This is a genomic window from Nostoc sp. (genome assembly GCF_036919815.1).
GTDB lineage: Bacteria > Cyanobacteriota > Cyanobacteriia > Cyanobacteriales > Nostocaceae > Nostoc.
In genome coordinates this window covers 62,621-88,578 of the sequence record NZ_JBALCE010000065.1, presented here as the reverse complement: position 1 = coordinate 88,578, position 25,958 = coordinate 62,621, and the positions used below count along the sequence as shown (strand labels likewise).

General features: G+C 41.6%; 22 protein-coding genes. 14 read left to right on the top strand and 8 right to left on the bottom strand.

The genetic code is table 11. The annotated features are described in order from the left end of the window. Nucleotides 1–55 precede the first annotated feature (55 nt). The 12 genes from nusA (at nucleotide 56) to V7K15_RS15915 (ending at nucleotide 13,493) form a co-directional block, all read left to right on the top strand. Nucleotides 56–1,333, top strand: coding sequence for a transcription termination factor NusA (gene nusA / locus V7K15_RS15970; protein ID WP_334906540.1), 1,278 nt, complete (start codon nucleotides 56–58; stop codon nucleotides 1,331–1,333). 148 nt (nucleotides 1,334–1,481) lie between these two features. After that, the gene (locus V7K15_RS15965) at nucleotides 1,482–1,751 is read left to right on the top strand and encodes a YlxR family protein (RefSeq protein WP_334906538.1); all 270 of its coding nucleotides are present in this window, start codon (nucleotides 1,482–1,484) and stop codon (nucleotides 1,749–1,751) included. A gap of 478 nt (nucleotides 1,752–2,229) precedes the next feature. Continuing rightward, nucleotides 2,230–5,406 (top strand): translation initiation factor IF-2, encoded by a 3,177-nt coding sequence (gene infB, locus V7K15_RS15960; protein WP_334906536.1) that lies wholly within the window; start codon nucleotides 2,230–2,232, stop codon nucleotides 5,404–5,406. A 105-nt stretch (nucleotides 5,407–5,511) separates the two neighbouring features. Then, nucleotides 5,512–6,132: a low-complexity tail membrane protein gene (locus tag V7K15_RS15955; protein WP_334906534.1), complete on the top strand. Its 621-nt coding sequence runs from the start codon at nucleotides 5,512–5,514 to the stop codon at nucleotides 6,130–6,132. A 151-nt stretch (nucleotides 6,133–6,283) separates the two neighbouring features. Then, nucleotides 6,284–6,481, top strand: a complete 198-nt coding sequence (locus V7K15_RS15950; protein ID WP_334906531.1) for a hypothetical protein — start codon at nucleotides 6,284–6,286, stop codon at nucleotides 6,479–6,481. A 385-nt stretch (nucleotides 6,482–6,866) separates the two neighbouring features. Beyond that, the gene (gene lysS, locus V7K15_RS15945) at nucleotides 6,867–8,552 is read left to right on the top strand and encodes a lysine--tRNA ligase (protein WP_334906529.1); all 1,686 of its coding nucleotides are present in this window, start codon (nucleotides 6,867–6,869) and stop codon (nucleotides 8,550–8,552) included. 158 nt (nucleotides 8,553–8,710) lie between these two features. Continuing rightward, entirely contained in the window at nucleotides 8,711–9,115 is a 405-nt protein-coding gene (locus tag V7K15_RS15940) for a type II toxin-antitoxin system RelE/ParE family toxin (RefSeq protein WP_334906527.1), read from the top strand. Continuing rightward, a complete protein-coding gene (locus tag V7K15_RS15935) occupies nucleotides 9,112–9,819 on the top strand; it encodes a helix-turn-helix domain-containing protein (protein WP_334906525.1) in 708 nt (235 codons plus the stop codon). The genes V7K15_RS15940 and V7K15_RS15935 overlap by 4 nt, the downstream gene beginning before the upstream one ends. Nucleotides 9,820–9,874: 55 nt before the next feature. Beyond that, on the top strand, nucleotides 9,875–10,054 hold the full coding sequence (locus V7K15_RS15930; protein WP_334906523.1) for a hypothetical protein: 180 nt from the start codon (nucleotides 9,875–9,877) through the stop codon (nucleotides 10,052–10,054). An 18-nt stretch (nucleotides 10,055–10,072) separates the two neighbouring features. Next, entirely contained in the window at nucleotides 10,073–10,342 is a 270-nt protein-coding gene (locus V7K15_RS15925; protein ID WP_334906521.1) for a hypothetical protein, read from the top strand. A 31-nt stretch (nucleotides 10,343–10,373) separates the two neighbouring features. Next, complete coding sequence (locus V7K15_RS15920) at nucleotides 10,374–12,788, top strand: tetratricopeptide repeat protein (RefSeq protein ID WP_334906519.1); 2,415 nt, start codon at nucleotides 10,374–10,376, stop codon at nucleotides 12,786–12,788. A gap of 18 nt (nucleotides 12,789–12,806) precedes the next feature. Next, nucleotides 12,807–13,493 carry a CHAT domain-containing protein gene (locus tag V7K15_RS15915; RefSeq protein ID WP_334906517.1) on the top strand — a complete coding sequence of 229 codons (687 nt, stop codon included), beginning with the start codon at nucleotides 12,807–12,809 and terminating at the stop codon, nucleotides 13,491–13,493. A gap of 27 nt (nucleotides 13,494–13,520) precedes the next feature. Here the strand turns inward: V7K15_RS15915 and V7K15_RS15910 are convergent, their stop codons facing one another. After that, nucleotides 13,521–13,976, bottom strand: coding sequence for a DUF29 domain-containing protein (locus V7K15_RS15910; protein WP_334906569.1), 456 nt, complete (start codon nucleotides 13,974–13,976; stop codon nucleotides 13,521–13,523). Nucleotides 13,977–14,189: 213 nt separating this feature from the next. Continuing rightward, nucleotides 14,190–14,786 carry a glyoxalase-like domain protein gene (locus tag V7K15_RS15905; protein WP_334906515.1) on the bottom strand — a complete coding sequence of 199 codons (597 nt, stop codon included), beginning with the start codon at nucleotides 14,784–14,786 and terminating at the stop codon, nucleotides 14,190–14,192. A gap of 196 nt (nucleotides 14,787–14,982) precedes the next feature. Between V7K15_RS15905 and V7K15_RS15900 the strand changes: the two genes are divergently transcribed. Both V7K15_RS15900 and V7K15_RS15895 read left to right on the top strand, forming a co-directional pair. Beyond that, nucleotides 14,983–15,612: a sigma-70 family RNA polymerase sigma factor gene (locus V7K15_RS15900; RefSeq protein WP_334906513.1), complete on the top strand. Its 630-nt coding sequence runs from the start codon at nucleotides 14,983–14,985 to the stop codon at nucleotides 15,610–15,612. Between the two features lie 98 nt (nucleotides 15,613–15,710). Next, nucleotides 15,711–16,793, top strand: coding sequence for a tetratricopeptide repeat protein (locus tag V7K15_RS15895; RefSeq protein ID WP_334906511.1), 1,083 nt, complete (start codon nucleotides 15,711–15,713; stop codon nucleotides 16,791–16,793). A 269-nt stretch (nucleotides 16,794–17,062) separates the two neighbouring features. Here V7K15_RS15895 and V7K15_RS15890 read toward each other — a convergent pair whose 3' ends face one another. The 6 genes from V7K15_RS15890 to V7K15_RS15865 all read right to left on the bottom strand — a co-directional run bounded on the left by V7K15_RS15890 (nucleotide 17,063) and on the right by V7K15_RS15865 (nucleotide 25,177). Further along, nucleotides 17,063–17,773: a hypothetical protein gene (locus V7K15_RS15890; RefSeq protein ID WP_334906509.1), complete on the bottom strand. Its 711-nt coding sequence runs from the start codon at nucleotides 17,771–17,773 to the stop codon at nucleotides 17,063–17,065. A 365-nt stretch (nucleotides 17,774–18,138) separates the two neighbouring features. Further along, nucleotides 18,139–19,566 carry a sensor histidine kinase gene (locus V7K15_RS15885; protein WP_334906507.1) on the bottom strand — a complete coding sequence of 476 codons (1,428 nt, stop codon included), beginning with the start codon at nucleotides 19,564–19,566 and terminating at the stop codon, nucleotides 18,139–18,141. 184 nt (nucleotides 19,567–19,750) lie between these two features. Continuing rightward, nucleotides 19,751–20,170 (bottom strand): Csu type fimbrial protein, encoded by a 420-nt coding sequence (locus V7K15_RS15880; protein ID WP_334906505.1) that lies wholly within the window; start codon nucleotides 20,168–20,170, stop codon nucleotides 19,751–19,753. Nucleotides 20,171–20,204: 34 nt separating this feature from the next. After that, nucleotides 20,205–22,535: a fimbria/pilus outer membrane usher protein gene (locus V7K15_RS15875; protein ID WP_334906503.1), complete on the bottom strand. Its 2,331-nt coding sequence runs from the start codon at nucleotides 22,533–22,535 to the stop codon at nucleotides 20,205–20,207. A 387-nt stretch (nucleotides 22,536–22,922) separates the two neighbouring features. Then, a complete protein-coding gene (locus V7K15_RS15870; RefSeq protein ID WP_334906501.1) occupies nucleotides 22,923–23,696 on the bottom strand; it encodes a fimbrial biogenesis chaperone in 774 nt (257 codons plus the stop codon). A gap of 965 nt (nucleotides 23,697–24,661) precedes the next feature. Then, entirely contained in the window at nucleotides 24,662–25,177 is a 516-nt protein-coding gene (locus V7K15_RS15865) for a Csu type fimbrial protein (RefSeq protein ID WP_334906499.1), read from the bottom strand. Nucleotides 25,178–25,958: the final 781 nt, after the last annotated feature.

Sequence of the window (25,958 nt, the reverse complement as noted above, 5' to 3'; positions counted from 1 at the left end):
GTTTTCAGTCCCGACTCCCGACTCCCGACTCCCTAATTTTTAAAGGAGATTGCTTATGTCAATGGTTACTTTACCTGGATTAAAAGAATTAATTGAAAGTATAAGTCGCGATCGCAATTTACCCCGGCTTGCAGTTCAATCAGCGATTAGAGAAGCACTACTCAAAGGCTATGAACGTTATCGTCGCGCCCAAAATTTAGAACGCAAACAGTTTGACGAAGACTATTTTGAGAATTTTGAAGTAGAACTCGATATTGAAGGAGAAGGATTTCGCGTTCTTTCCACCAAAACCATTGTCGAAGAAATCAATAACACAGACCATGAAATTTCCCTAAACGAAGTTCAACAAGTAGCTCCCGAAGCGCAGTTAGGAGACTCTGTGGTGCTGGATGTTACCCCCGATCAAGGCGAATTTGGTCGGATGGCGGCGATGCAAACCAAGCAGGTACTGGCGCAAAAATTACGCGATCAACAGCGCCAGATGGTGCAAGAAGAGTTCCAAGATTTAGAAGGAACTGTCCTGCAAGCAAGAGTCCTGCGATTTGAGCGGCAATCGGTGGTTCTAGCTGTTAGCAGTAGCTTTGGTCAGTCAGAAGTAGAAGCGGAATTACCGAAACGGGAACAGCTGCCCAACGATAATTATCGGGCAAATGCCACCTTCAAGATATATCTCAAAAAAGTCTCTCAAGGTCAGCAACGAGGGCCACAGTTGCTTGTGTCTCGTGCTGATGCTGGTTTGGTGGTTTATCTGTTTGCCAACGAAGTCCCAGAAATCGAAGATGAAGTGGTACGGATTGTTGCCGTAGCGAGGGAGGCAAACCCCCCCTCGCGTTATGTCGGACCCCGGACTAAAATAGCAGTAGATACTCTTGATCGCGATGTCGATCCAGTAGGCGCTTGTATCGGAGCCAGGGGATCGCGAATTCAAGTTGTAGTCAACGAATTACGCGGTGAAAAAATAGATGTAATTCGCTGGTCGCCAGATCCAGCAACATACATTGCCAATGCTTTAAGTCCAGCACGGGTAGATGAAGTCCGCCTGATGGACCCAGAAACCCGGCAAACTCACGTACTCGTGGCTGAAGATCAATTGAGTTTGGCTATAGGCAAAGAAGGACAAAACGTTCGTTTGGCAGCCCGCCTGACTGGTTGGAAAATTGACATCAAAGATCAAGCTAAGTATGACTTTGCCGGAGAGGATGCCAAATTTGCAGCTGTCAGAGCAAAATATCAACCAGAGGAAGATGATCTTGACTTTGAGGAAGAATTAGAGGATGAAAATCAGGAGGAATTAGAAGAGGAGGATAGTTTTGACAATAACGATGATGAATAATTGATTAATTTTGTAAAGTTTTGATACTGTTGATTCTAGTCTCAGTCTCAAGGATTATTTTCTCAAAAGCTACTTGGTATAAGTAAAAAATAGTAATAATAAACTTCTTTTTACACCCAGAATGCTGGAGTGAAATCACACAGAATCGATGAAACCAAATTATCGGCGCTGTATTAGTTGCCGGAAAGTAGGCTTAAAAGATGAGTTTTGGCGGATTGTCCGCGTCTTTCCATCGGGAAAGGTACAATTAGATCAGGGCATGGGGCGTTCTGCCTATATTTGTCCTGAAACGAGTTGCTTACAAGCGGCTCAAAAAAAAAATCGACTAGGGCGATCGCTACATGCATCAGTGCCAGAAACACTGTACCAAAGCTTGTCGCAACGTCTAGCCCGCAGTAATACCCAAAACCAAATTTAGTTGGAACATCTTTCTAGCGTAATCAGAGGAATTGTGAAGGGAAGCCGAAGTCGCGCTTTCATCACACCCTCTGTTGATCGTTAAAGTTAGTGCCAAAATAGTAAATGGGTGTAAAAGGCATTCGGCTCTCCAATTAATGAGGGGCGAGGCAACATTCCCAGAACAAGATGTAATCGATTGTGTTGTGGAAGACTCAAAATCAACAAAACAAGAAACTACAAAATGGCAACCTGGTAGCGCTCAAGCGCAGTTCGGCGTCAAGGGTTCCCATAAAAATCTTATATTTAAGAAGTTTTTATGGATGCCTCTCAACCATCATTCCTGGTGGGGATGCCATTGTTAAACCGAAACATCTCTCTTTCCTGATTGGAGGCACCGGCAACAACTTAACGGCAATCTAAAAACAGTAATCCAAGGATGGAGATGTCGCAAACCAGGCAACCATTCGCTAAAACTGTAAATTAAAGGGGAAGAGTGGATGAACAACGGCAAAGTTAGAATCTATGAATTATCAAAGGAATTGAATTTGGATAACAAAGAGCTATTAGCAATTTGCGAGCAGCTCAGCATCTCGGTCAAAAGCCATAGCAGCACGATTTCCGAATCCGAGGCAGAAAACATCCGCGCGGCAGCAGAAAAACTGCCAGCTACGAATGTGTCGGCCAAAAAGGAACTAGGTACAACCAGCCATAAGCCAAATTCATCACCGAACGGCGGACATAACCGACCTGCTGCACCCCACAAACAGCAAATTTTGGAAATACGCAAACCCAAAATATTGAGAAATACTACCTCCAACGCCCCAGAGGCGTCACTTGCTAACAATACCCAAGCTGCCTTGTCTGAAGCTAATCCTCCCTCTCCTCCACGGCCTTTTGCTACACCAGTCTCACCCATGAAGCCGGCGGCACCAACTCGACCCGTACCCCGGAATCAATCTGAGACTCAAGAGCAACCTCCTGTTCCTCCTGTTACAGATTTGGAACAAACGCCTGATCCAAATCAGGCACCGGAAAAGATCGCATCTCAAAAACCGGAAAAAATAGTTCCACCCAGACCGAAAGCCGAAAAAGCTCCAAAGCCACAACTAGTTGCTCCTCCAGCCAGACCGACGGCAGAAGTTGCCCCGGTAGACCAGGAGGCAGATGAACAAGTATCTCAGGCAGACAAACCGATCCTCAAACGTGACCAACGACTACGGCCGGTCGAAGGCGATCGCGAGCAAATTAAGCCAAAAGTTGCGAAACTGCCAACTGACCAGTCGCCACCATCTGCACCACAAAGAACAAGTCGTCCTACCCCTTCACCCAGCAGACCAGAGCAGAGGGCTAATAGACCATCTGCACCATCACAACTAGGAGAGGGGCAACGACCCAGGCCGGCGCGTCCAGGTGAAGCTGTAGCAGCCGCAATGCCGATCGCTACTCCACCCAGACAGATGTCAGGAATAGCGGGCAAATCTGAAGGAATGGGTGATGATCGAGTCACACCCGATCTCCTCGATTTGAAACGCCCAAGTCCGCCTCGCCCGACCAAAGGCGGCAAAAAGTGGGTAGAAGAGGAAATAATTGACGAAGTTAAAGAGAAGGCGAAAGCTGGCGTCAAAGGCAAGCGGATCAAGCCAATACTTGAGGATGAGTTTGAAGAAGACTTGCTGGATGATGACGATCTCGACTCACCAGCCACCGTCCAAGTCAGCCTTTCCATCGCCCGTCCTCCCAAACCCAAAGCGACTCGTCCTGTACAGATGCCAGGTGCAAGCCTTGCTAGCGCCCCAACTACAAGAGCGAGAAAGTCTGGTTCCAAGTCTGGTTCCAGGTCTTCCAGCCGAGACCATCACCAAAACCGTCGCCAAGAAGCCGAGACCAAACGTGACCGTCCCGCAAAAGTGGTGATCACAGGCCCGTTGACTGTGCAAGAACTGGCTGACGTTTTAGCCGTTGCCGATACAGAGATTGTAAAAATCCTCTTCCTTAAAGGCATGGCGGTGAGTATCACCCAAAATCTAGATATTCCCACAATTACTCTGGTAGGAAAAGAACTAGAAATAGAAGTCGAAACCGCCGAGCCAGAAGCAGAAGCTCGGAAAATTACGGAAATGGTCGGCGCAGAAGACTTAGAATATCTCCACCGCCGTCCGCCAGTCGTGACAATTATGGGTCACGTAGACCACGGTAAAACAACCCTGCTCGACTCAATCCGCAAAACAAAAGTGGCTGCTGGCGAAGCTGGTGGTATCACTCAACACATCGGTGCATACCATGTGGATGTGGTACATGAGGGCAAACCGCAGCAGATAGTCTTCCTGGATACCCCCGGCCACGAAGCCTTTACAGCTATGCGGGCCCGAGGAGCGCGGGTAACAGACATTGCCGTGTTGGTAGTGGCTGCTGATGATGGTGTGCGTCCACAAACCATTGAAGCGATTAGCCACGCTCAAGCAGCCGGAGTGCCAATTGTTGTTGCCATCAACAAAATTGACAAAGAAGGGGCACAGCCAGAGCGGGTGAAACAAGAGCTGACTCAGTATGGTCTGACCGCAGAAGACTGGGGTGGTGAAACAATCATGGTTCCGGTGAGCGCCATCAGAGGTGAAAATCTGGATACGCTCTTAGAGATGATTCTCTTAGTAGCAGAAGTTGGAGAACTATCTGCCAACCCAGATCGTTCCGCCAAAGGAACTGTCATTGAAGCACATCTGGATAAAGCCAAAGGAGCAGTTGCTACCCTGCTAATTCAGAATGGCACACTGCATGTGGGAGATATCTTGGTAGCTGGTTCGGCTTTCGGTAAAGTCCGGGCGATGGTGGATGACAGAAGCAAGAGAGTAGACATTGCTTCTCCTTCCTTTGCTGTCGAGGTGCTAGGTTTAAGTGATGTGCCAGCCGCAGGCGACGAGTTTGAGGTCTTCTACAACGAGAAAGAAGCCAGAGCCATCGCTAGCGATCGCGCCGACAGACAACGCCTATCCCGCCTGTTACAAGGACGTGTTACCCTGACAACCCTCTCGGCTCAAGCACAAGAAGGCGAGTTGAAAGAACTCAACTTGATCTTGAAGGGAGACGTACAAGGTTCGGTAGAAGCCATTGTGGGAGCGCTCAAGCAAATCCCGCAAAACGAAGTCCAAATTCGGATGCTGTTGGCTACTGCTGGGGAAATCACCGAGACAGATATCGACTTAGCAGCTGCCAGTAACGCTGTAATTATTGGCTTCAACACCACCTTTGCTAGTGGCGCCAGACAAGCCGCCGATGAAGCGGGTGTAGATGTTCGGGAATATAACGTGATCTACAAACTCCTGGAAGATATCCAAGATGCCTTGGAAGGTCTTTTGGAACCAGAGTTGGTGGAAGAACCCTTGGGTCAAACCGAAGTACGTGCCGTCTTCCCAGTCGGTCGTGGTGCTGTTGCCGGTTGCTACGTTCAATCTGGCAAGTTAGTTCGCAACTGTAAAGTCAGGGTGCGACGCAACGGTAAGGTGATCTTTGAAGGCGTCCTTGACTCCCTAAAACGGATGAAAGAAGATGCCCGTGAGGTCAACGCCGGTTATGAATGCGGTGTCGGCATGGATAAATTCAATGATTGGGTTGAAGGTGACATCATCGAATCCTATCAAATGGTTACGAAGCGCCGCACTCTCACCTTAACGAGATAGTGTTGAGGGTAAAATGGTTAGAAGTTAGGAGTGATAAATTAGGAGTTAGGAGTTAAAGGCTGCTAATTCCTAACTCCTAACTCTTAACTCACAACTTTTTATAATATGCATTCATTTCGCTCTGAACCGATTTTGTGGATTCACGTCGCTGGATTGGCGACGTTGCCTGTTTTTTTAGTACTCTGCTTATTGTTCCTGTCTGTAGGCGAGCCGTTTTTACCAGTCTGGATGGAGCTATTGTTAGTTGCGGCTATTGGTATTCTCCCCCTGCTATGGATGCAGTTGCGTCGCCCTTTTTATATATTTGCTCTTTTAGGAATAGCCCTAAAGCCAGAAAATCTGACTGAGCGGCAGCGAAAAATTCTCTGTTTAATTAATACAAAGTTAAATCGTATCCTGGCATTAGTGGCAGCAGTATTGTCAGTTTGGGTACTGTGGTATCTTTACCAAATTGCCCCATTAGTCGCAAATTCAGCTAAATTTCTCCCACAATGGCGCAGTGTCGCACTATTGCTTGCGGGGTTAGCCTTTTTGGCCAGCAATCTATTTTTACAAATTCCTGTGAGTGTAATGCGAGTTTTGGTGATTAATGAGACAGAATTTGCTGGTATAGAGCCATTATCTTTAGAAAAGATTAAGCAGGATTTCACAATTTTAGGGGTGCGGGTTAATCAAATCGTGCCCCGATTGTTGCAATCCTTGTTTAGGATTAATACAGATTCGTAGCAGCCCTGAAAGTAATATTATTTACTTTAAGAGGCTAGAAATAAGCAGCAGAGGAGAGTAGGGGGCAAAGGAGCAGAGGAAAATATATTTATTAATAACCAATGCCCAATCCCCAGTTACCGTTGAACTTAAAACAAAGGAATGAGAAACTATGGCTCAAATTCCAGCTTCTAGCGATCGCGAATTTTCTGCTGATACTAAAATTTGGTATAGCCTCAAATGCGCCATCTCCACTAGTTCCGGTTTCCAACGCTGGCAACTAGAATGTGATACTCAATTACAGGGAATTCGCTTGGAACAGCAGGTACAACGGTATTTAAGGGAAACTTTAGAAACTTTAGCTTATTAAATCCCAAGTAAATTTTGCCAGCGAGGGAGTTGACGGTATGGACTCTCCTAGCGATGCCTACGGCGGTAAACTACGCCATCAACTTCCACTTCATTTGTGGGATAATTCTTAATAATTTCTCCAAAAATTAAATATGCGTTACCTAGAACCCTTGTAGAGACGTAGCAGTGCTACGTCTCTACATTCTTTTTCTTTTCCTTTGTCTACTGATAAACTTTTGACATGATTGACTATAGTCTGTAACTGTGGAACGAATACTTACAAGGAAATCTTGCTTATTTTGATTTACTGTTAGATGGCTAAAATGCAAGTTTTTTACAATTTAGTACTGCTCTCAACTTTTGCAGCATCTATAATTAATCTTGCCCCCTGAAAGTTCGTTACCATGTCGGAAGAAGATATCCGCGCCGCTAGGCTGGAAAAAGTAGAACAACTCAAGCAGCTAGGGACTAATCCCTATGCCTATCGTTGGGAATCTACCCATCATGCAGCGCAGTTGCAAGAACAGTTTGTCGATTTACCCAGTGGTGAAGAAGTTGATTTAGAAGTTGCGATCGCTGGACGCATTATGGCGCGTCGCGTTTTCGGTAAATTGGCTTTCTTCACTTTGCAAGATGAAAGCGGTACAATTCAGCTTTATCTAGATAAAAATCGCATCCAAGAAGGTATGGCAGATATTGATGCTGATGCCTTCAATCACTTGAAACAACTCACAGATGCAGGCGATATTCTGGGAGCCAAAGGTACTATTAAACGAACTGAAAAGGGGGAGTTATCTGTCTACGTTAAACAATACAGTATCCTGACTAAATCCCTGTTGCCCCTACCCGACAAGTGGCATGGATTAACGGATGTTGCCAAGCGCTACCGTCAGCGATACGTTGATTTGATTGTTAACCCGGAAGTGCGACAAACTTTCCGCCGTCGCGCCCAAATTACTGCTGGGATTCGCCGTTATTTGGAAGAACGGGATTTTCTGGAAATTGAAACGCCTGTTTTGCAAAGTGAAGTTGGGGGTGCAGATGCACGTCCATTTATCACTTACCACAACACTTTAGAAATGGAGTTGTATTTGCGAATTGCCACAGAACTCCATCTCAAGCGGTTGATTGTCGGTGGTTTTGAAAAAGTGTTTGAATTGGGACGAGTTTTCCGCAATGAGGGAATTTCGACTCGCCACAATCCCGAATTTACGACAATTGAACTTTACCAAGCCTACGCCGACTATAACGATATGATGGCGCTGACAGAAGGGATTATTACCACTGTCGCTCAAGAGGTACTCGGCACATTGCAAATCACCTACCAAGGGGAACCTATAGATTTGACACCACCTTGGCGGCGGGTGACAATGCACGATTTAGTTAAAGAAGTTACGGGGTTAGATTTTAATTCTTTCTCAAGTTTGGAAGATGCAAAAACAGCAAGTAAAAATGCTGGGATTCCTGGTGGAGATGAGGCAAAATCAATTGGTAAGTTACTGAATTTAGCTTTTGAAGAGAAGGTAGAAGCCAATTTAATTCAACCTACCTTTGTAATTGATTACCCTGTAGAAATTTCGCCCTTAGCAAAACCCCATCGTTCTCAACCTGGTTTGGTGGAAAGATTTGAGTTATTTATCGTCGGGCGAGAAACTGGGAACAGCTTCTCAGAACTTACCGATCCCATCGACCAAAGAGAACGCCTAGAAGTCCAAGCTGAAAGAAAAGCTGCTGGCGACTTGGAAGCCCAAGGTATAGATGAAGACTTTTTGACAGCTTTAGAATACGGTATGCCGCCTACGGGTGGTTTAGGGATTGGGATTGATCGGTTGGTAATGTTATTAACAGATTGTGCCAGTATTCGGGATGCGATCGCCTTCCCGTTACTCAAGCCTGAAGGCAACGTTATTAAGCAATTTAGCTATGATCCAAAAACTCAAACACTGACTATTGAATTTGATAGTGGAAGTGTTTACGAGTATTTCAAAGTACCTCCTAGTGTCAAGGAGGACTTAAACAATGCACCGTCTAAAGGTCAATATTTTAACAAATTTATTAAAGGGAAATTTAAGTTTGAACAATTGAGTTGAGATAGTAAGTGCTATTCAACAGTATGGTGCGTTATGGCTTTGCCATAACGCACCATTTTTATTGCCTAAGTTGCACTCCCGTAATCTATATGATATTCCTTATAAAGAATAATCTGATTGACATTCCTTATAAGAAATACTATACTCTGAGGTAGGAAGTGACTTGGACTTGGGAACTTTATCAAGATGCAAATGGGGAAATCCCTAAAGATTTGCTTGCTTTTTTCATCAGAATGATTCCTGAAGAGGAGAAACCAGAAAATCCACCAAAGCCATTACTGAGTGCTTCCGAAACTAGGCGTCTGCAAGTTAATCTTAGCTACCTGTGCAACAAAGGACTCGCATCACTTACCAGTGGCATCTTTGACAAGCTGGAAGATGATTTGTATGAGTTACGGATGACTAAGAGCGAACATAATCCCCGGTTTATCTTAACGGCTGCTACTCCTCAGAGGTTTGTGGTGCTGCACGCCTTTATGAAGAAATACGACAACGCTATCAAAGATAGAGACAAAGAGCCTGCAAGACTGAGATTGCGTGAATTGCAGCAAAGGGAAAAATGATGAAAAAGCCTAATTTTCAAGCTTGGTTGCAGCAAAAGGTAAGCGATGATCCAGAGGTGATTCTGGCGGGAAAGTTAGAGTATTTGCGCCTATATCTTACCGATGCCATGCGGGAAATACGTAATAAGGCAGGATTAACTCAGACGCAGCTAGCGAAGAAACTGGGAGTGCAACAAGCTGCGGTGTCTAAATTGGAGTCGGCGTTAAAAGAACATGAGTTGGAATCAGTGTTGCACTATTTACACGTATTGGGTGCAGATTTGTTGGTAGCCGTCAAACAGGGGGATGAATTATATCAAGCCAGCGATAACGAAGGTTCATTGCTGGTAGATGTGCCAGATGTAGTTGTACAAAAGGCATTGGCGGCAAACATGAGCTTGCGGGAATATGTGCGTGTTGCGATTGAAAAGTTTTCCAGCGAGGATGATGGACTGAGAATAGCTTTGGTAAATTTGCTGGAAAGCGACGATTCGGTAGCGGTGAAAGTGAGAGAGCGTTTAGGTTCAAGGACAACCCAAGAAATCGCTGTAGAGTTGAAAAAATGTCTGAATCTATCTGAAGAAGAAAGGATTTTTGCTGTAAAAAATGTTTTGGCTGCTAATGTAGCGTGTGGAGAAAGTAATCGCGGAAGTAGTGATGAAGTTGATGAAATTGAGTTGTTGGATTTAGCTGAAGAATTGCTAGAAAAGTTGGCAGATATTTAGGATGACACAGACTACAGTCTACCTTCGTGCTACATCTCTAATCAAGTGAGTCCTTATGGTTCAGGAAAAACAATCTAACCGTCAACAGAGATTACACAACTTTTTACAAGCTGTAGAAGCTGCTCAAAAAGTGCAGGATGACATCATAAAGTATGGGCTTGAAGCCGCTCATTTATATTGTGATGATGTTGATGGAGATTGGTTAGAAACATGGGGAGAAGACGAAGATGGGTAGCAAAGTTTTGTAGAATTAGTGACTAATTTTCTGCAAAGTGATGACTTGGTGGCTGTGAAGGTAAGAAAGCTGCTAAAAGAGAAATCGCTAAAAGAAATTGCTATTGAGTTGGAAATAAGTTTGAGTTTATCTGAACAAGAAGACCGAATTTATGCTCTTAAAAATGTATTAGTGGGTAGTGTGGCGGTTGGAGAAAGTAATAGTGAAATAAGTAATGAAATTGATGAAATTGAGTTGTTGATTCTAGCTGAGGAATTGCTAGATAAGTTAACAGAAATTTTTGGTTAAGCATTACTAGGTATTGTTTAAGTTAATTAATATGCAACAAAAATTTAGGAATGAAGAATATGAACACCTTGTAAAACTATATTTAAGTATCATTAAAGAAATTTTAAATTGTCCAACTGGAGAAGAAGGATCTATTTTGATGGCTAATCAGGAATTGATCATCAATGATCAATTTCTAAATGTACTTAACAAATGTGCTAATCTTCTTTTAGAAGAAGGAGATAACGAAAAGGCTGCTTATTTATCTGAAGTGGCTGAAAAAGTATCTATTGAGATTTCCAGGAAATTCTTAAATACAGCATTACAAGCAACTTTGAATAGCACGGGCAACCTTAAAGCAATTTATCCACTTTTAGAAGCAAATTTGGATAAGCTAGATAAAAAACTTATTATTTTATTGGAAAATTGGAAAATATCTATTTTACCTAAATTAGCATTTGATGAAGCAGCAGGGACAGCAGCAGCAATTATTGACTTTAGTAAGTGTCTTAGAGAGTTTCCATTAGGTAATAAATCTGACAATGTAGAAATCGCCCTTGTGTGTTGTCAGGTAGGACAAGCTGTATTTACTTCAACCACTTACTCCGAAATATGGGGATTAGCACAAACTATACTGGCATATCTTTACTGGGAACGTATAGAAGAAGATAGAGCGCAAAATCTAGAAAATTCTATTAATTTATGTCAGGAAGCTTTAAAAATTCGTAGTTATGAAACTGATCCACAAAACTGGGCAGAAGTACAAAATATTCTAGGACTTGCCTATCGAGATCGCATACGTGACGATAAAGCCGAAAATCTAGAAGTTTCTATTATTCACCTTAAAAACGCTTTAGAGGTTTTTAATATTACAGAAAATCCTGAACAATGGGCTTGGGCGCAGCATAATTTAGCAACAGTTTACTCTCAACGTGTTTATGGTAATCAGGATGATAATATTCAATATTCTATAACTTGCTCAAAAAAAGCTATGCAAGTTTTTACTCGTCAGGCTTTTCCTGAATATTGGGCTAGAACTCAAATGAATTTAGGAAATGCCTATCTCAAAAAAGAAGATGATAATCGTAGCAAGAGTCAGGAAATTGCTATAAAGTGCTATAAAAATGCTTTACGAATTTTAACCCCAGAAACTTCTCCTGAATATTGGGCTTTAGTTAATAATAATTTGGGGATAGTCTATGCAGAATATATTGATGGAAATGAAAACAATAATTGTGAAAATGCTATAATTTGCTACGAAAAAGCTTTACAGATTTTTACTCGTCAAAGCTTTCCTGAAAAATGGGCAATGACCCAAATTAATTTATGTAATATATACTACGAAAAAGGTCTAATACAAGAAGTAATCAAATCTTCGCTTTTACTGCTAGAGATATATACACCCACTTCTTTCCCCTTTTATTGTTTAGCTGCTGGGCGACATTTAGGTAATGCTGCTTCTAGTGCTGGACTTTGGCCAGTAGCTATGGATGGCTATTGTATAGCAATTGATGCCCTTGAGCAAAAACGTAATTGGGAAAAGTCAGAATTTAATCGCCAAAAGACACTTGAAGATTTTATTGGCATTTACGAAAGTATGGTGCAAGCTTGCATCAACGCTGGAGAAATAGAAAAAGCCTTTGAATATTCAGAGCGATCGCGCTCCAAGCGTCTGGTAGACTTAATGGCAAGCTACAACCTCTCTCAAGGCGAAGAAATCCCCCTACAAGCTCAAGAATTATTGCAGCAGTATGAAGAACTGCAACGGCAAATTGATCAAGAACGTCAAAGCCATAAATCTGACAATAATCGCAGTGAAACACGCGCTGCATTCCAAGCTTACAATGAAGCGATCGCATCTTTAGAAACCCAAAAACAACAAGTTTGGGAAAATCTCAGACGCGAAGATCCCGTATTAGCTAGCGAAATTCAAGTTAACCCCCTCAGCTTGTCAGAAATTCAAAAGCTAATTGACCAACCTAATACAGCTATCCTCAGTTTCTACACAACCAACAGCGACACCCATATTTTTGTCGCGCAGAAAAACCAAATTACTCTCCACACCTGCACAGGACAAGGACTAGAGAAGTTGCAAGGCTGGATTAACCAGAATTGGTTATTGCCTTATATGAATGATTACAAAAAATGGGAAACTCAAATTAACAGTATTCTCCGTGAATTAGCTGAACGGCTGCAAATATCCGAACTCATATCTCAATATCTTCAAGGAATAGAAGAATTAATTTTAGTACCTCACCTGTTACTGCATCAGATTCCTTTCGCTGCTTTGCCTACAGGAGAATATCAGGAATATTTAGGAGATAAATTTCTAATTCGTTACACCCCAAGCTGCCAAATTTTAGAATTTTGTAAACAACGCGATAGTGTAGGGACATTTAATGGAACATCTCTACAATATGGAACTGTAGAAGATGCCGAAGATAACCTTCCCTGTGCCAGATTTTAAGGCGAAAAACTCGCCCAAATGTATAACATTCCACCAGAAAATAGATTAATTGGTAGCAGTCAAGCCACCTCTAAAAACTATCGACAGCTAGCACAACAAGTTCAAGTACTTCATTCCTGCCACCATGCCCAATCTCGTCTCGATAATCCTTTAGAATCACAGTTAAAATTAGCGCATGGTAGCAGCATCACCTTAGGGCAATTGATGACACCAAGCTGGCGTTTACCTCAACTTATAGAGGTGTTTCTCTCTTGCTGCGAAACTAATTTGGGTATTCCTTCTCTAACTGATGATATTCTTACTCTCTCTACAGGCTTTTTGTGTGCTGGTGCTAAAAGTGTAGTTAGTACTCTATGGTCAGTCAATGATTTAGCGACAGCACTATTTTCTATCTTCTACTACCAGCAGCGACAACAAGGTAAAAACCGTCCTGAAGCATTACAGCAAGCCCAAATTCAGCTACGAGAATTTACAAAATTAGACTTAAATAAAATATTTCATGAAGTAGAAGTAAGGGAGAAAGAACTGATACGAAATAGAAAACAATATCCTTCAGATTCTATCGAATATGAACAATGGAAGCATGAATATAATATGTATGCCAAATTGAACAAACGAATTATAGAAATTGAAAAATCTACTCAACAATTTCCCTTTTCAGATCCTCGTTACTGGGCTGCTTTTATTTGCCACGGTTTACGGTGAGAAAACAATATTGGGACGATTACTCGCTTACTCATCAACCTGATTTAGATTTGGTAAGAATTCAGGATCCAGAGTTTGGTCTAAAGTGTAAGGGCATATTTCTGGAAAAACCTGCTCACCCAACTCAGTTTCTCGAATCGCTAAAGCCACGCCTAGTTCATAAATAGTCAAGAAAACTTCATCGAGATAGGGTTTCAAACTAGGGCTATCTTGCAGAAGCAGCTTAATTTGAACACGTTGCTCTCGAATTGTACCCAACCAGCTATTGCTACGTTTTTCTGGTTGAAATTGCCATTTCAGTAGATGTCCTAACAAGACTCCTAGCCGATTTCGCAATTCTTGCCGTTCTCTTCTACCCAAAGTTTCAATTTCTTCAATCAGGTTAACCGTATCTAATTGATCCCACTGTTGAGTTTTGAGCAAGCTAACCTGTTGTTGAGTCCAAGTATAGAAATCTGTTTCATACAGATGAGATGTGTACATCTTTTCAACAGTCATAAGTTTCTACCTAGCAAAACCCTATAATGACTGTTCGTAGTGAGCGATTCATCGCTCATAGCAAGGTTTATCAGGACTTTAGTCCTTACTACAAACTTTAATTTATTTACGCCTAACTACTTAAAAAAATATTGTGTGGCGATGCCTACGACGGCAAGCTACGCACCACACAATATAAAATCATCTAGAATCTAATAATTAATTCGCTACCTCAGCCACCTCAATAACGCGCCCTTCATAGTCCTTAACCAAAAAATTCAGGGGCTTTTGGTTACGAATCTTGAATTTCAAACCGCGCGTTTCGACTCGCATTAAAATCATTTCCAGGCAGTCATGGTCAAAACAAACGTGGCGTTGCTGATTTTTGCTACCTAAACTCGCGCCAGTAATGACGTGTAGCTGGGTGTTTTTCTTCAATTGATACCACAGCCCATCATTGGCATTATTCAGCATTTTGCTAGACAAGCTCGGCCCAGTAGACATATATAGTGGATCAATGCCAGTTGCGCCGATAGTTTGTTCGTAGTTGTAGTAATAGTGCAATGGCACCTCAGCGGCTGGCAAATCTAGCAGCCCTTCATACAACTGTCGGGCTATCTCCATATCTGACACCATTACAGTGTGTACTTTTGGGGCGCTGGTGAGGAACATCCACATGGCACCAGCGTAAGCTGCTAGCAGCATTACCATAATGCCTTGGGTGGAGAACAGGCTATCTAAGGGCAGGGAAGGCAGAAAGGAGCCTAAGGTAAGGGGACTGAGCAGGAACGACATCACACTAACTGCTATAACCATGAACAAATAAGGATTCTATAAGGGAGCCGATTTTATGATTGTCGATTAAGACTAAAATTAAGTCTTTGTTTCTAGTTTATCAATACTCAATTAGTCTGAGTCTCATCAACAAACTGGGCAACACCAAGATATTATGCGATTAACTACCGGAGTTCAATTCCCAAAACTATTTTAACAACTATTAACTCAAAGGCTTGTGCAAATTCCTCATTTTCCCGAATCTAATCACCCCCTGGTGAAGTCGCTGTTTCATCACAGTGACGATGAACTACTAACTCTGTTTCAGCGCTATCCTGATGCAGGGAAGTATTTTACGGTGATTTTTTGCCGCTATAGTCCCATAGTCTATACCTTAATTCGGCATTCGGCGCGATCGCCTGTGCAGGCAGATTATCTGTTTGCCCTCACCTGGCGGCATATCTACTATGAACTCGGTGGACTAAATTTAACAGACTCTCAATCAGGTGAGGAAGCCTTAACCATGCAAAATTGGTTAATTAATATGACAGCTTTCTGTATTAACGAGATTAAACTACCACCTACAGAAGCAATTCATTATTCTCTCCAAGCGACTTCGCCGCCGCTATGGTGCTATGTAGAACAGGCATTAGACCAACTACCACCAGTTTTGCGATTGATGGTGTTAATGGCTCAAACTTTCCACTGGAGCGAAACTAGAATCGCTGCCTATTTGCAAGCTGAAGGAGAAGCGATCGCTCCAAGTGAAGTAGCCAATTCTCTCCAGGAAGGCTATCGTATGCTAGAGGACAAATTACCCACAGATATTCGCGCTATATACTTCGGGGAAGATTTTGCTCAAGCATGATTTAAGTATAAACGCGTATATTCGTTGTCTTCAATTTAAAAAATTAAAACTTCTTCTTAGACTTTCTAGTTAAACCCGCAACTTTACGGGTAATTTTTATGAAACAACGGCTTGTATTTCCCAGGCAAAAGGTAGGCTTAATTTGTGTAGGTGCGATTTCTCCTCCCCAGATACTTTTACACAGCATTTTACTGTTTACTTTTTTGCTGAGTCCGATTGCGGCGGGTGCGGTTGATATTACCCAACAACTCCACCGCCCTTTAAATAGTTTCGTTGGGCGACAATCAAGAGATCAAGCAGACAGTTTGCTGGGTATCGGTGAACAACAATACGCCTCAGGATATGCCGATAAAACAATTACGTCTTGCTTACGGGCACTAGAACTATATCATTCAATTGGCGATCTGAAAGCACAAGGTATGACTTACAATTTGCTTGCAAAAGCTTATGTCCAGCTAGGTAGTATCAAAGAGGTAGAAGATTCTTTACGACGAGGATTAGCGATCGCTCGTGATACTCAAGACTTACAATCTCAGATTTTTGTGCTGAATAATCTCGGTACATTTCTGCTGCAACAAGGCGAATTTGCTGCTGCTGGTAAAACAGTTGATGATGCACTCACAATTGCTCACAATGTCAAAAATATTGAAGGTGAAGGACTATCTTTGAGTAATTTGGGTTTGGTAGCAGCTAGGTTGGGAGATTATAACAAGGCGATTAAATTGTATGAAAATGCTTTAAGATTCCGCCGTCAGACTGGTAATGCCATCGGTGAAGCAAATACCCTGAATAATTTAGGTGATGCTTATTTAGCATCTAGAAATTATCAAGATACCATTGGCACTTATAGTTTAGCCATGCAGACAGCTAAAACTAACCGCGATCGCACTAATGAATTACGAGCAATTGACGGTTTAGTTACAGCTCACAGTGCTGTAAAACGTTACGAACGGGCTTCTGATTTACTAGAACAACGTTTAACACTTGCTGAAGAATTGCAAAGTTTACCAGAAGAATTAAAATCTTTTCAGTCCTATGCTCAATTATACCAGCAGCAAGGTAATTACCTAACTGCCCGCAATTTTTACGAAAGGGCAATTATACTGGCGCGGACATTAAAAGACAGCAAACAAGAAACCCAATTGCTCGATCAGCTAAGTAAAATGCTTCGGCGAAAGTAAGAGTTAGGAGTTAAAAGTTAGGAGTTAGGAGTTAAGAGTTAGGGTATATCAATAACGCACTCAGCGTTATGCTCTTTTTCCCTATCAGGACTTACGCAAAAAGAAAAAGTAGGGGCAATACCCTGCGGTCAGCTAAAGCTACATGAATTGCCCCTACTTTTTTCGCGCCCCCATAACCTAAAAATTAATCTGAACAGGAGTTAAGTTAGGACTGAAGAGTTGCTTAATATTAACTCGTAACTCCTAACTCCTAATTCCTAACTATTTAATTAATTCAAAAACACCGAACCGTTTCGTTCAATTCTCAAAGCACTTCTACCCTGTGCTGCATCGGTGGCTTCGTTAAATTTAACTTCCAAGCTTCCTGGCTCTGAAGAGGGTTGTGGAGTCACTATCAACTGTCCGCCATCTGGCCGTTGAAATGTCACCGTTACCGGTACGTTTAAATCTTGCAATATTACATCTGACTTACCTTCTAGCGATCGCGGTGCCGTATCGCCGATAACTTGATAAGTTATATTCGCCGCAGTGTCATTCACAAACCTGATAGTAACTTTACCATTAGCCAGTGCGATCGTCGCGATCGGGGTTTGTGGTGGTTCGTTAGTGGAACCCCCTTGTGGTATCGGCTGTTGAGTTTGAGTTTGATCTCCAGAGGCTGGGCGTGGTAGTCTGACACCTGGTTCTGGAGTTTCACCGCCGACACCAAATTTTCTTTGGTCTTGTGATGGGGTAGCAGGGACGGGAAGAACCCCTTGAGCAGATCGTCTTTGTGTTAGTGCATTGGGAGGACATCCCTGTGGTACTACAACCTGATTATTATGTGGTTCTTCGTAGAAAATCTTCGGACAAGGGTTAATTTTGGGAGTAGATTCTTGTGCTACTGCTTGAGAAATGGCTGGCAGACTAATCAGTAATCCCCCACAAATAGCGCCAAATAATTCAGTGTACTTGCGAATTTTTGGAAATTTCATATTCATTGTTGACTCCTATAAAAATTTCAATTTTTATTTCTTAAAGATTTTTTAAAGCACTAAATTAAATTATGGTGTTCAATCTGTGATTAAATATAAATTTTAACAAACAATTCGATTTTTAGTCTCTAGCTAAGGACGCGAAAATGATCTAAAAAAATAAATATATTTCATTCTCAAGACTGAAAAGCTCAATCATCAAATAAGACCACAGACTTTAATCATTGTCATTAACTACATTTTTGTAACAGTCAAATTGTCTTGTTGAATAAGATATCGCTATAAAATAAATTTCCTGCCTAATAGTTAAAGTTTGCTTGAGTGGACTGAAATCTTACATCTATCAAAGGAAACAAATATTTCTTGCCGAATTAAGACTCAAGAGTTATTGGTAAAATGACAGTAAATGTGGTGCCAAAGCCTTGGATACTTTCAACTTGAATATGACCCTGATGATATTCAACAATAGCTTGAGCGATCGCTAATCCCAATCCTGAACCAGTAGCGATCGCTGTAGCTGTATTCCCAGTTGTATGAGTACGCGCCGGATCTACCCGATAAAAGCGGTCAAACAAGCGTGGTAGTGCTGACTCTGGAATTCCAACCCCGGTATCACTCACTTTAATTTGCAATTGGGCGCTGGTGTAACGTAGTCCAGAAACGCGACTTACTCCCTCTATCCGTGCCAATTCCACTTTTACCCGTCCACCTGCTGGACTGTAATGCAAAGCGTTAGCAATTAAATTTGTGAACAGCCGCACCAGTTGATCCCAATTGCCCACAAGGGTAAACCAATTTTCCAGTAATTCCGGGCTAGTTTCCGAGGCAGGAGGATCAACTAAATCTAGAGAAAGGGCGATTTTTTTTTCAGGGACTAACAATTGTTGTTCTCCAACCACCTCCATCAGCAAAGCATCCAACGGACATGGTGAAAAAGTATCTTTGCTAATACCACTATCCTGCCGTGCTAAAAACAGTAAGTCATTGACTAACTTACCCAAACGCTGCGTTAATCGTTCCACCACCTTTAATTGTTGCCGATATTGCAAAGAAGTAATCGCCTCTGCCTCTGTTAAATCCAAGTCAGCAAGGGCAACCTGCACATTTGTTTGAATCAAAGTAATGGGACTTCTAAGTTCGTGAGAAGCATCAGCAGTAAATTGTTTGAGGCGTTGATAAGATTCATCTACAGGTTTCATCGCTTTACCCGAAAGAAACCAGCCACTTGCGCCGACAGAAAGCACCATTAACCCAATACCTAGCGCCAAATCAAAAATTAACTGGCGACTGGGTTTAGTGACTTCAAACCAGGGATGACTAACACGCAGATATCCTAATACTTGCCGACCCACTTCTACCCGTTGTGTGACTTGGCGTAATAACAGTGGGGAATTTTGAATTTTGAATTTTGAATTTTCACTCTCTGCCTTGATTACGCGCACAGTTTCACCAGTGCGATCGCCATGAATGGGAATATTTAAAGGTTCGGATAAAGTTGACCAAAGTAACTTACCAGTCGGACTAAACCACTCTAGGTCAATGTGGTCATCTTCTACAGTGCCAGTATTGTCACGAAAACTAGCTTCTACATTAATGCGGAATCGATCAGCATGGTTGTTGATTGGCTCAATCACCAAAGATCGCTCGACTATTTCCACTACATGGTTAAGGGTATCATCAATCCGCTCAATTAGGGTGCTACGGACATATAAATAAACGCCACTGGCAAACAGTAGTAGTAATACGGCAGTGACGGCAGTATACCAAATTGCCAGACGGCGGCGAGTCGCTTGAAACATATTGCAATGCCGCGAAAAATACTTTGGGTAAGCGAGTTAGCAAATAAGAAAAGAGATATGGTATTGTAAATTATTTTCTGCAATTAGCTTAACCTGTCACTGATGGACAGCCAGGGACTTAGACTTAGCTTCGAGTGGGAGAGGGACGGCGCAAGTTTTACCAATTACTACTTCAGTGGTGATGTTAAAAATTGATTGTAGCTGTAATGGAATCTGTATAACTTCCAACTTTGACATTTTGCCGAGATGGAATGATGCCATAAATAGTTACAGTACCCGTTAGGTTAGAACTGCTATATTGAGTGCTGCTATTTGTTCCATCGCCCCAAATCTGCGATCCTGCTGCGTCTAGATAAAGATTATAATTAAGAGAATCACTTCCAGATTTCAATGTTCGGGGAGTGTAAGATAGACTATTACCTTTGCTGAGGTGAATAATAAAAGGTAGAGTTGCCGAAGAACAATCATAAGTTATACTGCCAGTAGACGTTGTGGTAGTATTGGCAAAAACATCGTAGTTACCAAAACTCACAGGACTAGCGCTTATAGTGCATTGGGATAACGCAGGTAAGGCAGTAGTGCAGTTTAAAATAATTCCTAACATTAATATAAATTTTTTACGTATCATCTTTTCCTACTTATTTTCCAGAATTCTGTATGCACTTTAAGCTTCCTAAATTAACTATTTTTTGGTCAGACTGGGGAATATTTAAATCAAAAGTACACACACCTTGTGCATATTCCACATTAGCTACATAGCGACCAAGAGTAATATTTTCTAAATAGAACTCTCCCTGATTACCAATAGGTGAATCTACTTGATTGCCATTTACATTTACAGTTAACAGTCCATAAACAGGAATTATAGTTTTTCCTGATGCATCTACAGAAATATTGCCGATTATACTCTGAATACGTTGTACAGGAAAGCGAACAATTGCTCCACCTCGAAAACTAGGCGCAATTGTTTTTTCGTTAGCATCAACTCTGTAGTTTAGTGGAATATCTTCATCTTGAATTCTGATATTATTGCCATAGTATGGTAGTAGGTTTGGTATTAAAAGGTTGCCCCTAGAATCAGTTCGCCCAATTTCCTGATTACTCATATAACCCCGTACTCCACTAACTGTTGGCACTTGAATGAGTGCATAGCTTCCTGTGACGGGACGGGTAAAAAAGATATTGTTTCCTATTGCTACAATGCTACCGGAGGCGAGAGTAGTTACATTTTCGCCGTTGGGGTTGTGATCATAATTTAACTCATAAATACCAAAGGGAGCTTGATACCTTAAAGTACCGTTACCTGGCAGTTGTTCTTCGCTGGGACTCAACTGCAAGCGGTAGCCAAAGCCTTGCCCAACAGGAGGAGATTGTTGCAAAGATAAGGTAGTTACAGCTTTTTTATCACTAATGCTCTCATTTAGGTTGGCATTAGTGCCGTTACCCAGAGAATAATTAAACCCAATAAATATCTCATTTCTTGGAGACTCTGTAGCTTGAGAAGAATGGCTAAGATTTATAGATAAGTTTGATTTATCGCTCAGTCGAATAGCATTAGATAGAGAAATTCGATTGCTCTGTCCGCGATCGCGAAAATCAGATAAGGCATACTGTAAACTTAAGCTATAACTACGATTTAGCGTTGCAGATATAAAGGCATTAGTTTCTAACCTTGGTCTATCGTCTAACGCACTTAAGCTTAAGTTGGCATATTTATCACTGAATAGGCGCAGGGAACTACCGAAACCTATAGTTCGACCAGGGTAATTATAAGCTATTGATGCAGCCGCACCTGGAACTCCTGATTCACTACTGCCGGCTAAAGATAGTTCTAGCGCACCAAAAGGCAGTGCAGTTGTGATAGTAGAACCCGCACTGATTAAATTACTCGATACTTCTAAACGCCCTCCTAATGTTAGGGATTTACTTATACCTTGGGTATATTGACCCAGGAAAACGGGAGATCCATAATTCAAACTATCAGAGTTCAAATTCTGCCGACGCAAGCCGAGGTTAAAACTGTAGCTAGATAGCCCTGGCTTGAGAAGCCCTGTAGACAAATAGAATGGTGAGGTAATTACCTGTTCTCGACCAAAAGAATCGCGGATAACAAGTTTTGTATAACCATTACCCACAGGTAGTAATAGATTATTTAGTTGAAACTGACCGGGGGGCAATTGTTGCTGACTAACTCGTTGGCCATTCACAAAAACCTCTACTGTAGAAGGGTTGAGAACAGCACCAGATACTGCAAAGGTTGGTTGGCGAATGAAATAAGGATTAAGTCCAAATTCTCGTGATAAGCTAATACCTCCAAAAAACACTCCGCCCCCTAAATTCCCAGTATTAGCAAAGCTATCCCCAACTACCCAGCGATTCAATTTTTTGGGATCATCTATAGTAAAATTTGTTAATCCTCGCAGAAAAGAGCCGTCTCCTTGGCGAGAAAAGCTGCTAAAGAGCAGGTTGCCTTTCAAAGTTAGCCCAAACTCTCCAGAGAAGGTATAGTTATTAAATGCTTGCCGATTAAACGGCACGTTGAAGGCATAGTTTAAAAAAGCACTTGTGTCTTTGCTATAGACAAGATTTTTTGGTGGCTCATTTTCTAAGTTTACTGAGGTTGAACCTAGTAATTCAGGTTGGGCTGTTATGCTCAAAGTTAGGCTATTCTCATCATATTTATAGCTAACATTGGGAGCTAGTGAAGCAAGAGAAACATAAGTTTCATTGTTTATGGTTTCCTGAATACCAGAGAAACCTTGCAATCGGGCTTTTTGTAAGTCTGATGGGTGAACGAGAATATCGCTCTGCCGTAATATAACAAAAACTTCTCCTTGGGAAACCTGGTTAACGGTCAGTTCTAAGATAGCTTTTTGGTCTTGTGCTGCAACTTTATGGCATATTACAAGGCTAGAACCTAAACAAAAAGTGAGGCTACCAAGAAATTGTAGAGAATGCCAATTTCTCATTAACTAAATAACTTTCCTTAACAGGATGTTTTAAAAGCAAATATACCGAGCGATTAGAAATCCCGGTTCATCTTGCACACAGCAGTTTAAGGTTTTGGCGCTAACCCAAGCCTATTAGGGCAGGCTGTACTAGACATCTCTAGAAATTAATAATGCGTTGCTTGAAACAATAGACTTCTTGCATAAATCAGAAATAAGAACCCCACCCCGCCAAAACTGTGCTTTGTCTTTCCTCCCCGCTCTTCGAGAGGGGATTAAGGCTGGGGTGTTTGGGACTTTTGCAAGAGGTCTAATTAATAGGCACAATTCATGAATTGTGCCTACGTGATTTTCACTCCTATATCTACTGTGTTAATCTCTGGATTTTAAAAGTGTTTAACTTCACACTTAATTTCCGGCACTACAAGCATCCTTGGGCATTTCACGCTTTTCTGTAAAAACTTTATTATCTGTTTTGACCTCAATTACTAAAGTTCGAGTTTTGCTACACTCCTGTTGAGAGATTTTCATGTCATAGGTTTGAGATGAACCAGCAAGAATATACCAACCATTTTGTTGGCGGTCAAAAATACTTTTGTCTGCTTCACCTAGAGCTTTAACCCGGATTTTCTGAGCAATAAAGTGAACGTTACCTCTATTTTTGACCTGAAAATTTATCTGATTTTTGCTAAAAACAATATTTTCCACACCTCCTTCTACAACTTGGCTACTAGGTTGAATAAATATAGGAATTCCTACTTTTGTTAAGACACGGATTGCATTCGTCTGTTGATTAGCTTTTGCTTCTGGAGGAAGTTCTTCAATAAAAATGCGGTAGGTTTTTTCGATGGAACTGACAGGGATTAATGTCCCAACCCGCACGAGGCGCTTTTGTCCAGGTTTTAACGAAAATAAGCCAGGAAAAGCTACTATGTCTTCTGTAGTATCAAGCTGCATCTCACCTTTAGGATTTTGCTTCCAAATATAGGTGTGAAGTTGAAAGCGTAAAGTTTCAGTACTGTCATTGCTTACAGTGAGAACTTGACTCGATACCTTGGAAGAAAACGAGACTTTAATCGGAGTGACTCTGAAGGTACTCGCGTCAGCTTTCTCTATTACAACTAGCCCCAGACTCAGCATCAAACTCAAAATTATTGATTTTTTTTTGTTAAATAAAAACATAATAATTGATTCCCAATTTTATTTAAGACTACGGATCTGTAGCAATTTGGGATACTCCCATTTGCTTCCTCGCCAGGGATAAAACCCTGAGATTTTACCTCATCCAAGTCTGCAATTTAACCAACTATATGCTGAATTGACATTAGTAGTAATACTGAAAAATCAATAAAAACACTTTATGAATTCAAGTTTTTGTAAAGAATTAATCAATCGTTGAAATATTTTTAGCGAAACTCAGGCGGCCAGGATCTTTGACAATTCAGGTTCTATGGAAAAGCCCACACAAAACCTAACCCCCCTTCCCTTATAGGGTTAGGGTGTACACACAAGTTTTTGGTGGGGCTATTTAAGATTTATCGCGCAGGCCATGAGATACCTCACCCTGGTTTTGCTATGCAAAACCTGTCCCTCTCCTTATTAAGGAGAGGGATGTCTGATAGGACAGGGTAAGGTTTTTGTTTGTGCAAGCGATTGCAACTCTACAAGATGCTACGCGAACGCTCCTATTTTCAGGTAAATATTAGGACTAGCTATTTCAAGGTGGGTAAAAATTTTGGTTAATAAATTCCTCTTTAAGCTCTTTACTCTGTGTCTTCTGCGCCTCTGTGGTTAAATAAATTACTTTTAAACCGCAGAGGCGCAAAGAGCGCTGAGAAAAAACAAGAGATTTTACGAGTCACCTTGAAAGGGCTAATATTAGGACTTACGCATTGACAGGAAAGACAAAATGTGGTTTAGTTGAAAAACAACATCTGTAAATGTAACTTGTCTTGATTTCAGGAAGCCATTCACTGTGATGGCTCCCCAATTTAGGCTTAAATTTATCAAGACTTATCTAATCAGGGTTTTTGATTTTTACCTGGATTAAAGTTACAGAACCTGTTCTGGGTAAACACCACTATGAGAGAAAAAATCACGTTTTCTTTCTAGAGTGGTGGTACTAGAACATCTCAAAGAATTTGGTGTTAGAAGGTGACGGTAGCTACAACGGTATCATTGTAAGTACCCGCAGGTACGTTTTGACCACCAGGGATTGAACCATAAATAGCGGTATCTACACTCGTACCTGTTCCTGTAATTGGAACTCCTGTTGCTACTGTGTTTCCCCAAACAGTTGTAAGTCCTGCATCACTGAATAGTGAGTAGCTTAAGTTGTCTGTTCCTGTTCCACCGATCATCTGACGTGCAGGAACCGCATCAGAGCCAGTGCCATGATTGATACCCTGACCTAAAGTAATTACAGCACTAGCACCCGTTGTACAAACTGTTGCTACTTTTCCAGTTGCATTTAAAGGAATACCTGTTGCATTAGCAGTTACTGGGTCATAGGGAGCAAAAGCGACGGGAGTGGCAACGATAGTGCAATTCGCATCAACTGAACCTGAAACCCCAAGGTTATCAGTTGCTGTACCTGCCATTGCGGGAGCAGCTGAACTAGCAATTAGTAAAACAGAAGCTAAAGCAAAACGACGTAACATCATATACTTAATTCTCCAAATTGTTGATGTGGTTGCTGAAAAATTGGCATCTATCCTTAATACCGTGTCCGTGAAATTGATAACATCCAACCCTAACTCTTTAGAACTTATTTTAAGTAAGACAAAGAGTGTCTTTTACCAGGTAGAGTGGCAAGAAACTAAACCTATCTGACACGGCATTAAGTAAGAATCGTACTTATCATTTCTCTGCACTTATGTATCAAATATACCTTTTTAACTGGGGTGTGACTTCAGTAATAGTTCTGAAACTTATAATATAATTTAGCAGGACGAATTACGGATGTCGTAGGTAAGTCAATACCAGAAATAGAAGTAGAACTCATCAATACTGAGGGTAAAAGATTTCTGCATCTGCAAGTAACGAATTTGGTCTTTATCGTCTATATGCAGTTCCGGTTGGTAAGTAGATTTTGCGAATTCCACCTCAATATGGGATCACAAATAAGTAATCGGGCAGAATTAATTACACAACGTCATTACGAATGAAGCGTACTCCTTTGTAAAAGCAAGCTACGCGGTAGCGTCTCGTAGAGAGGCGGAATGAAGCTTTCGCTTCGCTTTGGGATTGCAACTCTTGGGGTCAATTCACGATGGGTTAAACCTCCCACCCCTATAAACCTCGGTTTTACGTTTATTTCCCGCCCTACAATAAATTGCGGGCTAATAGCTCAAGTGCCTTGAAACGCACTGAAATTAAAGAAATTAATAAGGAAACTAAAGACGAATGAAGTTGCCTTTTCCTACTCCCCGAAAAGCTGCTCCG

Excerpts from the sequence above, each read along its gene's own strand:
- V7K15_RS15870 (WP_334906501.1), bottom strand. The coding sequence starts at position 23,696 with ATGTTTTTATTTAACAAAAAAAAATCAATAATTTTGAGTTTGATGCTG.
- V7K15_RS15930 (WP_334906523.1), top strand. The coding sequence starts at position 9,875 with ATGGTTCAGGAAAAACAATCTAACCGTCAACAGAGATTACACAACTTT.
- V7K15_RS15890 (WP_334906509.1), bottom strand. The coding sequence starts at position 17,773 with ATGAATATGAAATTTCCAAAAATTCGCAAGTACACTGAATTATTTGGC.
- V7K15_RS15935 (WP_334906525.1), top strand. The coding sequence starts at position 9,112 with ATGATGAAAAAGCCTAATTTTCAAGCTTGGTTGCAGCAAAAGGTAAGC.
- V7K15_RS15965 (WP_334906538.1), top strand. The coding sequence starts at position 1,482 with ATGAAACCAAATTATCGGCGCTGTATTAGTTGCCGGAAAGTAGGCTTA.
- V7K15_RS15920 (WP_334906519.1), top strand. The coding sequence starts at position 10,374 with ATGCAACAAAAATTTAGGAATGAAGAATATGAACACCTTGTAAAACTA.
- V7K15_RS15895 (WP_334906511.1), top strand. The coding sequence starts at position 15,711 with ATGAAACAACGGCTTGTATTTCCCAGGCAAAAGGTAGGCTTAATTTGT.
- V7K15_RS15880 (WP_334906505.1), bottom strand. The coding sequence starts at position 20,170 with ATGTTAGGAATTATTTTAAACTGCACTACTGCCTTACCTGCGTTATCC.
- V7K15_RS15905 (WP_334906515.1), bottom strand. The coding sequence starts at position 14,786 with ATGGTTATAGCAGTTAGTGTGATGTCGTTCCTGCTCAGTCCCCTTACC.
- V7K15_RS15875 (WP_334906503.1), bottom strand. The coding sequence starts at position 22,535 with ATGAGAAATTGGCATTCTCTACAATTTCTTGGTAGCCTCACTTTTTGT.
- lysS (WP_334906529.1), top strand. The coding sequence starts at position 6,867 with ATGTCGGAAGAAGATATCCGCGCCGCTAGGCTGGAAAAAGTAGAACAA.
- V7K15_RS15915 (WP_334906517.1), top strand. The coding sequence starts at position 12,807 with ATGTATAACATTCCACCAGAAAATAGATTAATTGGTAGCAGTCAAGCC.
- V7K15_RS15955 (WP_334906534.1), top strand. The coding sequence starts at position 5,512 with ATGCATTCATTTCGCTCTGAACCGATTTTGTGGATTCACGTCGCTGGA.
- V7K15_RS15910 (WP_334906569.1), bottom strand. The coding sequence starts at position 13,976 with ATGTACACATCTCATCTGTATGAAACAGATTTCTATACTTGGACTCAA.
- V7K15_RS15950 (WP_334906531.1), top strand. The coding sequence starts at position 6,284 with ATGGCTCAAATTCCAGCTTCTAGCGATCGCGAATTTTCTGCTGATACT.
- V7K15_RS15885 (WP_334906507.1), bottom strand. The coding sequence starts at position 19,566 with ATGTTTCAAGCGACTCGCCGCCGTCTGGCAATTTGGTATACTGCCGTC.
- infB (WP_334906536.1), top strand. The coding sequence starts at position 2,230 with ATGAACAACGGCAAAGTTAGAATCTATGAATTATCAAAGGAATTGAAT.
- nusA (WP_334906540.1), top strand. The coding sequence starts at position 56 with ATGTCAATGGTTACTTTACCTGGATTAAAAGAATTAATTGAAAGTATA.
- V7K15_RS15865 (WP_334906499.1), bottom strand. The coding sequence starts at position 25,177 with ATGATGTTACGTCGTTTTGCTTTAGCTTCTGTTTTACTAATTGCTAGT.